Annotated in this window: 11 protein-coding genes; 3 read left to right on the top strand and 8 right to left on the bottom strand. The window is 43.6% G+C overall.

What is annotated here, in order from left to right:
• Positions 1–294 precede the first annotated feature (294 nt).
• Positions 295–786 carry a ribosomal protein S18-alanine N-acetyltransferase gene (gene rimI / locus Q0890_RS12850; protein WP_299221658.1) on the top strand — a complete coding sequence of 164 codons (492 nt, stop codon included), beginning with the start codon at positions 295–297 and terminating at the stop codon, positions 784–786.
• A gap of 55 nt (positions 787–841) precedes the next feature.
• Here rimI and Q0890_RS12845 read toward each other — a convergent pair whose 3' ends face one another.
• Genes Q0890_RS12845 through trxB form a run of 3 tightly spaced genes read right to left on the bottom strand, consistent with a single transcriptional unit; the run spans position 842 to position 3,166 of the window.
• On the bottom strand, positions 842–1,282 hold the full coding sequence (locus Q0890_RS12845; protein ID WP_299221656.1) for a MerR family transcriptional regulator: 441 nt from the start codon (positions 1,280–1,282) through the stop codon (positions 842–844).
• A 57-nt stretch (positions 1,283–1,339) separates the two neighbouring features.
• Positions 1,340–2,131 carry a leucyl/phenylalanyl-tRNA--protein transferase gene (gene aat, locus Q0890_RS12840; protein ID WP_299221653.1) on the bottom strand — a complete coding sequence of 264 codons (792 nt, stop codon included), beginning with the start codon at positions 2,129–2,131 and terminating at the stop codon, positions 1,340–1,342.
• Positions 2,132–3,166, bottom strand: coding sequence for a thioredoxin-disulfide reductase (trxB, locus tag Q0890_RS12835; protein WP_299221650.1), 1,035 nt, complete (start codon positions 3,164–3,166; stop codon positions 2,132–2,134).
• A 694-nt stretch (positions 3,167–3,860) separates the two neighbouring features.
• Here trxB and Q0890_RS12830 point away from each other — a divergent pair.
• On the top strand, positions 3,861–7,217 hold the full coding sequence (locus tag Q0890_RS12830) for a DNA translocase FtsK (protein ID WP_299221647.1): 3,357 nt from the start codon (positions 3,861–3,863) through the stop codon (positions 7,215–7,217).
• A 181-nt stretch (positions 7,218–7,398) separates the two neighbouring features.
• On the top strand, positions 7,399–8,892 hold the full coding sequence (locus Q0890_RS12825; RefSeq protein WP_299221644.1) for an amidase: 1,494 nt from the start codon (positions 7,399–7,401) through the stop codon (positions 8,890–8,892).
• A 31-nt stretch (positions 8,893–8,923) separates the two neighbouring features.
• Here Q0890_RS12825 and Q0890_RS12820 read toward each other — a convergent pair whose 3' ends face one another.
• From Q0890_RS12820 to dacB, 5 genes are all read right to left on the bottom strand, one after another.
• Positions 8,924–9,805 (bottom strand): class III extradiol ring-cleavage dioxygenase, encoded by an 882-nt coding sequence (locus Q0890_RS12820; RefSeq protein WP_299221642.1) that lies wholly within the window; start codon positions 9,803–9,805, stop codon positions 8,924–8,926.
• A 108-nt stretch (positions 9,806–9,913) separates the two neighbouring features.
• Positions 9,914–10,402 carry a 23S rRNA (pseudouridine(1915)-N(3))-methyltransferase RlmH gene (gene rlmH / locus Q0890_RS12815; RefSeq protein ID WP_299221639.1) on the bottom strand — a complete coding sequence of 163 codons (489 nt, stop codon included), beginning with the start codon at positions 10,400–10,402 and terminating at the stop codon, positions 9,914–9,916.
• A gap of 69 nt (positions 10,403–10,471) precedes the next feature.
• Positions 10,472–11,002 carry a DUF421 domain-containing protein gene (locus tag Q0890_RS12810; protein ID WP_299221637.1) on the bottom strand — a complete coding sequence of 177 codons (531 nt, stop codon included), beginning with the start codon at positions 11,000–11,002 and terminating at the stop codon, positions 10,472–10,474.
• A gap of 134 nt (positions 11,003–11,136) precedes the next feature.
• Entirely contained in the window at positions 11,137–11,652 is a 516-nt protein-coding gene (locus Q0890_RS12805) for an ABZJ_00895 family protein (protein ID WP_299221634.1), read from the bottom strand.
• A 116-nt stretch (positions 11,653–11,768) separates the two neighbouring features.
• On the bottom strand, positions 11,769–13,814 hold the full coding sequence (gene dacB / locus Q0890_RS12800) for a D-alanyl-D-alanine carboxypeptidase/D-alanyl-D-alanine-endopeptidase (protein WP_299221631.1): 2,046 nt from the start codon (positions 13,812–13,814) through the stop codon (positions 11,769–11,771).
• Positions 13,815–13,871: the final 57 nt, after the last annotated feature.

Below are 13,871 nucleotides of genomic sequence, written 5' to 3'. Positions count from 1 at the left end.
GTACTGTAGGTGCTGGTGTGGTAGCTAACGTTAAAAACTAAGCGCTACTGATCTCAGCGCAAGCTGACACCGAGTATTGATTAGTGAAAAGCCATCCTTTATAGGGTGGCTTTTTTGTGGAATAAATAAAAGCACCATGTATGTAGAAGCAGTACATAAACGCTGGTATTGACGTTAAGATAGAATTTAATTCATTTAGAATATATCATTATTTTGAGGGTTATTTTAGACCTTACTACCTAGTTGTTAATATATTATAGACATAATTAAAGCAATAACATGAAAGGTTAAGCCGTGTTTACTATACAAAAGCTATCAGATAGCCAAGCCTTTATTGAGCAAGTCATTCAGGCTATAGCTACTATCGAAACTCAGGTCCAATCGCAAGATGCATGGGCGTGTAAGACATTGGTTGAGCTATTTGAGCAAGACAGTATTGATATGATTGTCGTTTATGATGAGCTACAAGAAAAAAAGACTGATTATAAAAAGGTAGTTGGGTATTGTTTGTACCAAGTTATGTTTGAACAAGCAGAAATCTTACGTATCGGTACTCGTCCTGAGTATCAGCGCCAAGGTATCGCCTCGCAGATTTTTGATAAATTAAATACTGAACTGATAAATAAAAATGTAGCGACGCTACTGTTAGAAGTACGGGCGGACAACGCTCCTGCGATAGCTTTGTATGAACAGCAAGGGTTTTCAATGATTCATAAGCGTCAGGGTTATTATCGTATACCGAAACAGCCAGCAATTGATGCGCTCATCATGCAACGTTTGCTATAGCTCTGTGATTTAATATTGTGATTTAGTGTTGTGAGTTTCGCATTTTTTGAAAAGGTTATAGCGGAGGGGCAGCGTTAGGTATTTTACAGTCTGCGCCATCAATATTATAAGTACTGTCTGCTTTCATACGTTCAAGTACTTCAATACGCTCAGTGAGTAACTCGACCATACGATTTATATTTGCCTGTTGCTTTTTCACTTGCGTAAGCTTTTGCTGCGTCAGCATCAGTTGATCATCAAGGTTGAGGTGCCCATCATAATAGTCATTAAGGCTGTCTTTGATTTCAGTGAGCGTAAAGCCAATAGCTTGAGCGCTCTTGATCAGCTCGATACGTTCAATACACTCTGAATGAAACTCAGTATAGAGCCGCGAACCCGCTTGGCGCTTACGTGATTTTAGCAGCCCCAATTGATCATAATGGCGTATGGTGTCCTTGGTCGTATTGGCCTGTGTTGCCAATTTTCCAATTAGTAAAAACGATGTATCAGGTGCCATACTAACCTCGTTGACCGGTAATTATAAAAAGGTTTGTTATTACAATAGCATTTGTTCTCACTTAAGTTGCCATGGCTCTATTGTATCAATTAGCGATACGGATAAGGATTTGTGAGAATCTTTTCGCCATGTGGTTGAACCACTGCCAATCAGCGTATCTAGCTGCGCTAAAAAGTGAGGACGTGGTAAAGTCGTTGCGCCTAAGCTTATTAGATGATCATTTGGCAACTGACAGTCTACAAGTGCGACATTGCTTTGTTCGCACAAACGCATCAAGCCCCAGAATGCAATTTTTGAGGCATTAGAGGCACGGTGAAACATCGACTCACCAAAATAAATACGGCCTATTTTTAACCCATAAAGTCCACCAATGAGCGCGCCTTTCTCATCCCAAACTTCAATACTATGGGCAAATCCATGAGCATGAAGCGCTGTGTAAGCCTCGATCATTTCCTCATGTATCCAAGTATGCTCACCTTCAGACAAACCATCACTGCGCGGTAAACTACAGGCATGAATCACATCATCAAACGCTTGATTGAGCGTCAGCTGCCAACGAGTACGGTCTGCTTGCTTGCGTAGCGATTTGCTTGGTTTATAATCGGTCGGCACTATAACGCAACGCGGCTCAGGACACCACCAAGCGATAGGTTCATCTTCGTTAAACCAAGGGAATAATCCCTGCGCGTAGGCGGAAATTAGCGTTTGAGGTGCTAGATCGCCACCTATCGCCACGATACCGATACCATCTGGATCGATAGAAATAGGGTTAGGAAAGTCATAACGCCCAAGACTTTTTAAAGTCTCAGGCGTGATATGACTATCATTCTGTTGGGAGAAGTTGCCCATTTAGGCTTCTTTATCGGCAGTCAGGGTCGATGCATACGTATGGTCAGTTGCCGTAACTTCACCCATAGCATCCAAATACTTTTCGGCATCGAGCGCTGCCATACAACCAGTACCAGCAGAAGTAATGGCTTGACGATAAACATGATCGGCGACGTCACCTGCTGCAAAGACCCCTTCAATACTGGTTTGCGTAGCATTACCGTTTAAACCGCTATTGACGATAAGATAGCCATCTTTCATGTCTAACTGATTTTTGAATAAATCAGTGTTAGGTTTATGGCCAATTGCTACAAACATGCCATGGCTATCTAGCTGTTTAGTGCTACCGTCAATCATAGATTCGATGATGACGCCATTGACACCCATATCATCACCAACTACTTCTTTGACAGTATGGTTCCATTCGATTTTCACATTACCATTTTTGGCTTTTTCAAACAGTTTGTCTTGTAGAATTTTTTCAGAACGTAAGCTATCACGGCGATGCACTAATGTGACTTCAGAGGCGATATTTGATAGATATAACGCTTCTTCAACAGCGGTGTTACCACCACCAATCACCGCAACTTTTTGGTCTTTATAAAAGAACCCATCGCAGGTTGCACAAGCGGACACGCCCAAACCTTTAAATTTTTGTTCTGATTCTAAACCTAAATACTGCGCTGATGCACCTGTTGAGATAATAAGAGCATCGCAGCTATAGCTGCCGTTGTCGCCAGTCAATTTAAAAGGACGCGCACTTAGATCAACAGCATTGATATGATCGTAGACCAGTTCGGTGCCGAAGCGCTCAGCGTGTGCCTTCATACGATCCATCAGTACAGGGCCTGTCAAATCATAAGCATCACCTGGCCAATTATCGACTTCAGTGGTGGTGGTTAATTGTCCGCCTACTTCCATACCAGTGACCATTACTGGCTTTAGGTTGGCACGTGCAGCATAAACAGCGGCAGCATATCCTGCTGGACCTGAGCCTAAAATGATGAGTTTTTCGTGACGCGCTTCTTGAGTAGCAGTGTTGTTTTCAGTTGACATACTTTTTCCTTGCTAAATTTGATAAACGATGTTTATAAAAAACTAGAAATGATTGAGTGATTTTAATGATATGTGATACTAACATAAGGGCCGTTACTAAGAAGTGCAAGTTTGCTAAAATTAATATGGATATTATTACAATTAAAGTATGCTCGCTGTGTTTGTGCAGTTCAATTTTTTACAAGATTTATCTGAGTAGAGCGTTGTAATTTTTTACTTCTTTTGGTGAAGGTTAATTATAGTTAATCAATAGTGTTTATAGCTATATTTTTCAATAAGATTGCCTTCGCTATTTTGTTGAGGTCTCTACTTACTTATAAATGCGTTATCGGTGTGTTTTCTTGCACGTTTTATTCATAACATCGTCCCCAATTGAGCTATGTATTTGTTATTATAAGAAGTTATGCTAAACGCCTAGAGTGTGAGTAACATCGGCTAACGATAGGCAAGCATATTACCAACATAGAGTACTAAGTACCTATTTTAAATGTTAAACGACGACTTTTACGTCATGTATAGCAATAAGATACCTTATAATAGCTGTTTTATTATAGATGCTTTTTATAGACCCCGTTTATAAAGACTGTTTATAAGTATTTGGCTACGTCAATCTATGTCAGCACTTTATGTCAGCATGATTCAGCTTAATCATGGACTGACGACTATTTAGTATGGATAACAAGGCAGATTTTACGTGATATCAGCACCGCTTATTGAGTATTTAAAAAAAGGGATATTTACCTTTCTTGGGATAATTTTGGCCGTTTATTTGTTCGTTATTTTATCGACCTATACTGGCAATGATCCTAGCTGGTCGCATATTAGCAGTGATATGACGACGATTAACAATATGGGCGGCTCAACAGGCGCATGGTTGTCTGATCTGTTCTATAGCTTTTTTGGCTTTGGCGCTTGGTGGCTACTGGCTTTTTTAATCTATGAATCTATCTTGATTTGGTGGGACAATAAGCCGACGTTTTGGTTGCTACGTTTGGTGGCTTATGTCTTTTTGATACTGAGTAGTAGTGCCTTGTTTGCGCAAATTGTTGCTCTAGTACAGCAAGTTACAGACCCTATTGCATCAGGCCTTGAAGGCGTTGCAGGCGGCATCATCGGGCTTGAGTTGCAAGCACGCCTGACGCAGCTATTATCGCAGTGGGGAAGTGTGTTGTTTTTGGCAGGGTTTGTCGGTATCACTGCGACGTTTGCGTTCAATATTCATTGGCATAAGTTATATGGCAAGCTTATCGATTTGTCGTGGCTTGGCTCAGGTGTCAAAGATAATAGTGTTCAGCATATTTACAGTCAGCAAGGCTCTGATAATACAGCATCTAACGATGAAGAAAACAGCGCAGTTCATAATTTAGCTGCCAGTACTAACAACCATATAAGCACTGAACGTAAAGCGAAACAAAGTGCCGATGACTACGAGCAACTACCCCTCGAGCTACAAACCGCTGGCGTAAGCCATACGCCAGACAATAATAGTCGCTTTAGTCACGCGCTAACGGATTTTTTGGCTAAGTCAGGACTTGGCGCTAGCGTCAAGGCAACTGTTGCGGCTGAATCTGCTGCAAATCAGGCTACTATGTATGACAGTTCACAAGCATCAGCTTCTATATCGAATAACCATACTGAAAACGCTAATAATAGGACACAAGTAGTAGCACCCACTATGCCTACTCGTAAGGTTGAACCTAGTTTTGCATGGAATGATGCTGGTACGGTCGATGATTTATTGGCCACTGAAGCTAAAAAAGATCAATACGTATCAACGCCGATGCCTGCTACAGATTCTGTTACATCTGCACCTGTAGAAACTACTCATGTAGATTTTGAGCAAGCAGTAGAATATGACGATACAGCGTTTGAAAATAACCAATCTGATGCAGTCAAATCTGAACAAAGAGATACGACTGCTGCTATTGAACAAACCCCCAATCTAGATGCGTTGGCAGATACTTGGCTAGCTGAGAACGAGCCTGCAAAGGCAGATACAGTATCTTCGTTTGAGCATACGACCTCTGCTGATAACGTCGTTACCGACCATCAAAATCCAATACGCGAAGCTAAAAATTTAACTGAACATCAAGCTTCACCAGTCATTGAAGATCAGCCTATAGTTGCAGAGTCTATCGCTAAAGAAGCGGTAGAGAAAAAATCTATATCTAAAGAGTTTGTAGCTGAAGAGCCTAGAATAGAAGAGAGAGCGGCGGAAACTGACAACGTTGAGGTTAAACGAAAGTTAAACGTACAAGAGCCAGTGATATCGAAAGATATGACCCCGACCAATACGCCACCTGCCAACCCAAAGACGGCGCCAAAAGCTGAGCCGGCGGTAGAAAGCGCTAATCAAAGCGAAAGCGTAAGTGTTGAGCCGATAGCAGCGTCCAAACCAACGATGAGCTTTGCCGTCCCCGAGGGTGATAGTAGTAATCATATTACCGATATGATGCCAGAAGACGATAGTCGTTTGGGCGATACAGATGCGCCAGTCATGCCTGATATCAGTGATGATGCAGCGTTTAGTCAAAAGTCGCGCTCAATGCAAACCGCTCAATATCGTGCGCAGCTGACCCCCATTCCAGAGCTGTCTATCTTGGATAAACCAGATCCTGATCGTAAGCCAAGCTATACCATTCAAGAGCTTGAGCAGTTATCAGAGCTATTGGAGATTAAACTACAAGAATTTAATGTCAAAGCCTCGGTCGTAAATGCGATTCCAGGACCAGTCGTCACACGCTTTGAAGTAGATTTGGCCGCTGGGGTAAAAGCCAGCAAGGTTACGGGTATTTCACGTGATTTGGCGCGCTCATTGTCTATGGCGTCATTACGTGTGGTCGAAGTTATTCCAGGTAAGCCTTATATTGGTATCGAAGTGCCAAATAAAAAACGCGAAATGGTGCGTCTGATTGAGCTTTTAAATACCGAAAAATACAAAGACCCTAAAGCGCAAATCAGCATGGCAATGGGTAAAGATATCGGTGGCAATCCTATTATTACTGATCTTGCTCGCGCACCGCATATGTTGGTTGCAGGTACGACAGGTTCTGGTAAGTCAGTATTGGTAAACTCAATGCTGCTCTCGATGCTACTTAAATATACGCCAAATGATTTGCGCCTGATTCTCATTGATCCAAAGCAGCTGGAGCTTGCCAACTATAACGACATTCCACATCTATTAACGCCTGTCGTCACGGATATGACAGAAGCAGCTAGTAGCTTATCTTGGTGCGTGGCTGAAATGGAGCGCCGTTATCAATTAATGAGCTTGCTAAAGGTACGTAAGCTGAATGAGTTTAACAAAAAGGTAATAGCTGCTGAAAAAGCTGGCAAGCCGATGCTTGATCCATTATGGCGACCTAACGATAGTGTAAGCATTGACCAAGCACCGAAGCTTAAAACCTTGCCGATGATTGTCATTGTTGCAGATGAGTTTGCCGATATGATTATGCAGGTCGGTAAGCAAGCAGAAGAGCTTATCACCCGCTTGGCACAAAAATCGCGGGCGGCAGGTATCCATCTGATGCTTGCCACTCAGCGACCATCGGTAGATGTTATTACTGGTCTGATTAAAGCCAATATCCCAGTAAGAGCCGCGCTACGGGTTAACTCAAAAGTCGATTCACGGACGATTTTGGATAGTGGCGGGGCAGAAGACATGCTTGGCAACGGTGATATGTTGTTTTTAGGACCAGGACAGATTGAGCCAGATCGCGTCCACGGTGCTTATGTCAGTGACGAAGAGGTCAACCGTGTGTGCGATGCATGGCGTGAACGCGGTGCACCAGACTATATCGACAACATGGCGGGCAATTTTGAATTGTCGAGCCCTGGCGGTGGTGGTGCTGGTAGTGCATCTGGTGAAGACGATGATCTTTATAATGATGCAGTCGCCTTTATTATGGAGACTCGTAAAGTATCTGCTTCTAGCATTCAACGCAAATTTAGTATCGGTTATAACCGCGCGGCGCGCATCGTCGACTCTATGGAGGAGGCTGGACTGGTCAGCTCCATGGGTAAAAGTGGTAAGCGTGAGTTATTGATGTAAAGGTTAGATTTGATTGTATTAAGAAAAAGCGAGTCGCAATAGTGGCTCGCTTTTTCGTTTTAGTAAATAGAGTAATGAACAGAGTAGTACTGATAGGTGTCTATTCGTCTGCTATCTAAACCGATATACTCAATAGGCTTGATGATCATAAGTAAAATTATTTCTAAGCAAGGATGCAAAAATGTTTAAAGAATATACTCAGTACGACGCGCTAGGATTAGCAGAATTGGTCAATTCAGGACAAGTCAGCGCCAAAGAGTTGTTAGATGCTGCCGTCAATCAAGCCAACAAACTCAATCCAAAGCTTAATGCCATTATTCATCGCTTTGATGAGCGTGCCTATGATGCCGCGCAAGCAGGATTACCGAAAGGTGCATTTACTGGTGTCCCTTATCTTCTCAAAGACTTATCTTTCTATTTCGCTGATGAGCCATTAACCATGGGCAGTCGCAGTGTCAATATCATGACCGATTACGACAGCGAAATTGTCAAACGTATGAAAGCCAGTGGCGTTAATACCTTTGGCAAGACCAATACTCCCGAGTTTGGTTTAATCATTACTACTGAGCCCAAAGCGCATGGCGCTACCCACAACCCATTCAAAAAAGGCTATAGCTCTGGTGGCTCATCGGGCGGTAGTGCAGCGGCAGTCGCCAGCGGTATTGTACCGATGGCAGGCGCAGGAGATGGTGGCGGCTCGATACGCTTTCCTGCAGCATGGTGCGGTGCATTTGGCCTTAAACCTAGTCGCGGCCGCAATCCAATTGGTCCTGCATTTGGTGAAGGCTGGGATGGCGCGATCGCCGATCATGTCATCACGCGCACGGTGCGTGATAGTGCAGCGATGCTTGATGCGACGAGTGGCGCTGAGGTGGGTGCACCTTATGTGATTGCTCCGCCCAATGGCACATTTTTGCAAGCAGCAATGCGTGCACCTCGTCCGCTGACGATTGCTTTACATCAGCGGCCACTCATTGCCGATACTGTAGTGGATAAAGAGGTGTTGGCTACTCTAGAACAAACCGCTAAGCAATTGGAGGCCATGGGGCACCGCGTTGTGCCAGCTGAACCAAACATTAATATCGAGAAATTTTGGCATGATTTTATCGTAGTGGTGTGTGCCCATACGGCTTTTACTATTGACGATATTGAGCGCTGCCATGGCAAACAGCATGTGCAAAACCTAGAGCCACAAACTTACAATATGGCGATGCTTGGCCGCTCATTGTCTGCTGTCGATTTAGTACATGCAAAACACGGCTGGCATGATAGCCAATACCAGACGGGTAAGCTACTTGAGCAATACGATATGATCTTATGTCCCACGGTACCAACGACAGCGGTGAAGCATGGGGTGTTGCCACCAAGCCGAGTAGACGAGATATTAATGAGCACCTCAGGTCTATTAAATAAAGGTATTAATATGGGTAAATATACCTTTAGCTCAGGAATGATTGAGAAGCTTAGCCATCCTGTACTGAGCAAAATGGCGTTTACTTTGCTCGGTAACGTCACAGGCTTACCTGCCATGTCACTGCCACTTGGAATGAGTAAAAAGGGTCTGCCAATTGGCATGCAATTGATCGGTCGTATGAATGATGAGACCACGCTACTAAGTTTGGCAGGAGAGATAGAGCGCGCAGGGTTATTTACTAAGGCGGCTTTTGAGAAGTAACTATACCAAGTAATAGGGTTGTAGAATTGATTTAGTCAAAGCGATAGATATCCATCCCAAGGCTATGATGCGCCATGCTTTCATGCACGACAGACACGCGCTGTGCTGCGCCTAACGCAAAAAATAGCGGTAACAGGTGCTCATCGCTTGGATGGATGTTTTTATAATCAGGATACCGTTGCCAATCTAATGCCGATGGAATGTCTGTTTTGAGCTGTTGTAACAACCATAGCTTAAAGTCTTTGGCGGCAGGGTCAATGCTATCAGCCTGCCAGCGTAGCGCTTGCAAATTATGAGTGATATTACCTGAGCCGATGATAAGTATTTGTTGTTCGCGCAGATGCGCAAACTGTGCACCCAGCTGATAAAGAGACACACTATCATAGTGCTGCGGTAGAGATATCTGTACGATAGGGACATCTGCTTCTGGATATAGATGTTTAAGCGGCGCCCAGACACCATGATCACAGACTCGCATTGGATTGGCACTACAAATGATGCCGCGTGCTGTCAGCTGCTGCGCTAAAGACTCAGCTAGCTCAGCATGACCTTGAGCAGGATACTGTAATTCGTGCAATTTAGGATCAAATCCAGAAAAATCATGCCAGGTCTTAGGTTTGGGATTGCTGCTAATCTCAAGCTTGGCAGACAGCCAATGCGCAGACATAATAACGATAGCACGAGGTTTGGGTAAGTTCTGTCCTATTCGCGCAAGGGCGTTCGTGGTCGCAGACTGCTCGATAGCAAGCGTCGGTGCACCATGAGATATAAATAACGCTGGCAGTCTTGCTGCATTATGGAGTCCTGCAGGTGCATCTGCCCAAGCAATAGCCCCACTGATGGGCTCAATCGCTTTAGCATGATCATAAAGATGGTTAAATGGCGTAGGTTTCGCAAATTTCGAATAGCTCATGTACCGTTTATTAGGGCACGTATGGGTTTTTCAATCTATTAAGCCATTCATATTTTATTGCGCTTAATTTTATGACAGGCTTAGTTTACAACATTTGTATCAGCCACTTTAATTACCACGGTGATAAGGATGGTTGTGGTTGATGCTCATCGCTCGATATAACTGCTCCATCAATACCACTCGTACCAAAGGGTGCGGTAACGTCAACGCTGACAATGACCATTTTACATCTGCCTGCGCCAACACGTCTTGCGAGACGCCATCTGCTCCGCCGATTACGAACGCAATATCATCGCCTTGCTGCATAGCATCCGCGAGTTTTTCTGCCAGACCTTCCGTCGATAGCATTTTGCCTTTAACATCCAGTACCCAAAGCTGTTCACGGGCAGCAGTTGTGTGAGCTGCCAAGATTGTCTGTCCTTCTTGCTCGCGATACTGCGCCAAATTGGCATCAGAAGGGTTCTTGGCCCGTTTGGCTGCGGCCAGCTCAACAATTTCGGTGCTGAGCATAGGCTGGATACGTTTATAATATTCATTAAAGCCGCTTTGTACCCACTTGGGCATTTTATTACCAACGGTTAAGAGCCTTGCTTTCATTGCCGCTTGTTCCTTAGTTTTTTGATTTATTTTATAACGACTAAATATAATTTATTCAATCGTCTCGTGTTAATCAGTCAACGGAGACAGTGTCTCAGAGATACTATCTGTATCTTGATTATTACTGTCTTTAGTGATGACAGTCAGCTTGGCATCAGATTCAAAGACAATCGCTTCAACATCATCCAAGCTCCTCACACCTTCAGAGCGCATGGCACATTCAAGCTCTTGACGGGTTAAGCGTTCAGTACGCATAGCCTCTGGTAAGTATTGTCCTTGATAAAAAACAATACGCGGTTCGGACAAAATAACGTTACTAAATTGCGGTGAAATCGCTGCATATTTGGTCACCAAAAACTGTAGTACGTAAAGTACCAAGATTGAGCTAAAGCCTTCGATAAGCGGAATCTCTTTGAGTAAGATAGTACTCGCACCCAGCGAGCCGATCATCACGGTGACGATCCAATCAAAGTTATTTAGCTGTGAGGTAGAGCGTTTGCCTGAGACTTTGGTGGTTATCACAACCAGTATATAAACCATGACTGTGGTTAAAACAATACGTCCAAGCTTGTCTATACTGTCAAAAAAGAGCATGTCCATCGTATTTACTCCTATCTATCATACAAAGTGTTTCAAATTCTTAGATTAATAAAGGCAGTTTAATCCAGCGTAACGGAATTTGAGTATAAATAATGCAGAAAATTTGTAGTACGTTATAGATAGATTATCAATCTTTAAGATGGTTTTCGTTTTGGATCCAGTAGACGATTTAAGAGCAAGATACTGATTCGCGCACTGATGAAGGTGAGCACCAATATCATGATTAACGCAGAGAGTAGAGGCAGGGGCTGCTGCATGGTCATCTCAAATAATACTTCACGGCTTACTGCATCAAACAGGAAGGACCATATGCCCAAAAAATAAACGGCAGTCAGCAGCCAAACGACAGTCACTCCACCAAACACTAAACGATTGATCTCATCTCTACCTAGCGCCCGCTTATGATGCTTGATAAATTTATATACCGCAATATAAGCACCGATGATGATAGAGAGCACAGTGACCAAGTGCGAGTTGAGAGTAACTTGAGTTTGGATCATCATAAATACCGTACTGATAAGAATATAACCAATCGCGAAAAAACCGATATATTGAGCCAGCTTAGGTGAGTCTGATTGAGAGTTTGGCAGTTGATCATTGCGACCTGTCTGGGCAGTAGACTTGCTAAGATTGGTTGTCTTGCGTGACATAAGCTGACCTTTATAAAAATAAAAACGTACAATGGATATAAATGTAGTAAGTAGTCGATAAAAGCAGAACCAGCGCTCTTAAATAGATCCTATAGAGCTACTTTTTTGATAAAAAATCAGTGCTGTGCGGTCCAGTCGAGCATGGTGTCCAACACCGTTCTAGCATTATAAGCGTTTAGTGCCTGCTCGGTATTGATAAGACCGACGACGACATAATCTTGTCCGGACTCTCCTTTGACATAACCTGCCATCGAGGTGACATTATTTAAAGTGCCCGTTTTTATCCATGCACGACCAATCGCTGCCGACTCAGGTAAGCGCTTGCCATGAGCAGCAATAGTACCGCTGACACCCGCGATACCTAGAGAGTTGACATAGGCGTCAAAGCTTGGGTGACTATAAGCGTATGTTAACAGCTCGCTTAAGTTGGCGGCAGTGATTGTACAGTCGCGGCAGAGTCCTGAGCCATTGGTCAAGTATGGCGGCGGCGTACTTAGATGAGTTTGCCACCACTGGCTCATGGTTTGTAAGACAGCAGAATAGTCTGTAGCAGTAGGCTTACCAAACTGGTATAAGCTGCTTGTTTGACTGTTTATTATTTTATTATTAGCTGTCTCATTATAAGCCCCTATTGATAGTGCCACTTGCTCAGTCATAACATTATTAGAGAAGTGATTGATATCATAAATTTGCTGAGTTAAATTTAACGATGGATAACTAACAAGAGGGAGCGGTGATATGGGCAGCGCTGCTAGACCATGTGTTGGTTTTGTATTTTTTGCCGCATCAAAAGGGGTTTCTTGAGTAATGACGTTCCCGCTTAGCGTATTGCCCAGCTCTTGCCATTTGGCAGCAATGACGCGTGCTGCAAAATCTTTAGCATCAGGATACGCGACATAAAAAACGTGCTCTTTACAGCTAGTTGGCAGAGTAGTATTTAAGATTAGCTGTTGGGATTGCCACTGCGGCGCTAAGCTATAACGGGCTTGACCACAATAAGCTGAGCGCGTATTTATCGTGTTGGGTAGTTGATAATTTGCCAGTTGCGGTTTATAAGTCAGCTGCGCTTGTCCCTCATTTAAGGGATAGCTTTTGATGCCGATAGTGCTAAAGTTTACCAAAAAACCATCAGGACTGGCATTATAAGGTCGCAATGGTGCGTTATCAAAGGCCGCAGGATCTTTGCTAACATTTTTAAAAACCCCGCTATCGATAATAATATCACCGCTGATATGACGAATACCTGCTGCTTGCACTTTATAAAGTAGCTGCTGCAAACGCTCATGAGTCATTTTGGGATCGCCACTTCCTTGAATAACCAAGTCACCGAGTAGACGATCACCGATAATAATACCGGTATGATAGACGCGTGTCTGCCAGACAAAGTTAGCGCCTAGTGTATCTAAAGCAATAAAGCTGGGCACCAGTTTCATCGTGCTGGCTGGCGTGCGCGCGATATCTGGTTGATGACTTAATAAAGGTGAAAATGAGATTTTGATCGCGGGCGTAGCAGCGTTAGCACTACTGTCTTTATCAGTACTTACATTAGCACTTACATGGGCATCTTCATCGCTATTAGCATTTTTAATAGACGTTGAGTTTACACCATCTGAGAGTACTGTTGGAATGCTTTCTAGGCTTTGATAAGTATAGGGGTCATCCGTATAAGCGTGCAGTTTTTGCTCATGCTTTTTAATCGTGCGCTTCTCAATAGTAGTCAAGGTGATCTGCTGACTAGCATCGTTTTTAACATAGTTTGTAGCATGGTTATCAGTATTATTTTTGCCATTATGGTTATTGGTTTGCGCCGTTTTCTGACTGGTGCTATTAGCCTCAGAAGTGGTGCTTGCAAGCTGAGTCTGAGTATCAATATTGCTGTCAACAACCTGTATCGGAGGAGGTAGTCGGCTGGCGTTTTTGTCACCCACTGGGGTGATAATAATACTGATGTCAGCCGCTGTTAACTCTGCTCGCGATAGTGCTGCTTGGATAGCGTCTGGTAGTGCTGCCTGTGCGTAAAATGGCGATGCAATAGCCGTCATTAATAGTGCAAGCGTTGATAAGCGTTTGCTAGATTGATTAGACGGGCGCAGATAAGTGCAAAGAAGCTTCAGTTTGGCAGTCGTTGTAGGAGGGGTGCAAAGTTTGGAGATGAGTTGCATGAATGGTCTACCATCAGGTGGCAAAAACCGCCTATAGTAACATGAATCGGTGGCAAG

It is taken from the genome of uncultured Psychrobacter sp. (assembly GCF_947488565.1).
Lineage (GTDB): Bacteria > Pseudomonadota > Gammaproteobacteria > Pseudomonadales > Moraxellaceae > Psychrobacter > Psychrobacter saeujeotis.
The sequence above is the reverse complement of the archived record's forward strand: the minus strand, read 5'-3'. Positions and strand labels throughout refer to the sequence as shown.

Excerpts from the sequence above, each read along its gene's own strand:
- Q0890_RS12845 (WP_299221656.1), bottom strand. The coding sequence starts at position 1,282 with ATGGCACCTGATACATCGTTTTTACTAATTGGAAAATTGGCAACACAG.
- aat (WP_299221653.1), bottom strand. The coding sequence starts at position 2,131 with ATGGGCAACTTCTCCCAACAGAATGATAGTCATATCACGCCTGAGACT.
- trxB (WP_299221650.1), bottom strand. The coding sequence starts at position 3,166 with ATGTCAACTGAAAACAACACTGCTACTCAAGAAGCGCGTCACGAAAAA.
- Q0890_RS12825 (WP_299221644.1), top strand. The coding sequence starts at position 7,399 with ATGTTTAAAGAATATACTCAGTACGACGCGCTAGGATTAGCAGAATTG.
- Q0890_RS12820 (WP_299221642.1), bottom strand. The coding sequence starts at position 9,805 with ATGAGCTATTCGAAATTTGCGAAACCTACGCCATTTAACCATCTTTAT.
- rlmH (WP_299221639.1), bottom strand. The coding sequence starts at position 10,402 with ATGAAAGCAAGGCTCTTAACCGTTGGTAATAAAATGCCCAAGTGGGTA.
- Q0890_RS12810 (WP_299221637.1), bottom strand. The coding sequence starts at position 11,002 with ATGGACATGCTCTTTTTTGACAGTATAGACAAGCTTGGACGTATTGTT.
- Q0890_RS12805 (WP_299221634.1), bottom strand. The coding sequence starts at position 11,652 with ATGTCACGCAAGACAACCAATCTTAGCAAGTCTACTGCCCAGACAGGT.
- dacB (WP_299221631.1), bottom strand. The coding sequence starts at position 13,814 with ATGCAACTCATCTCCAAACTTTGCACCCCTCCTACAACGACTGCCAAA.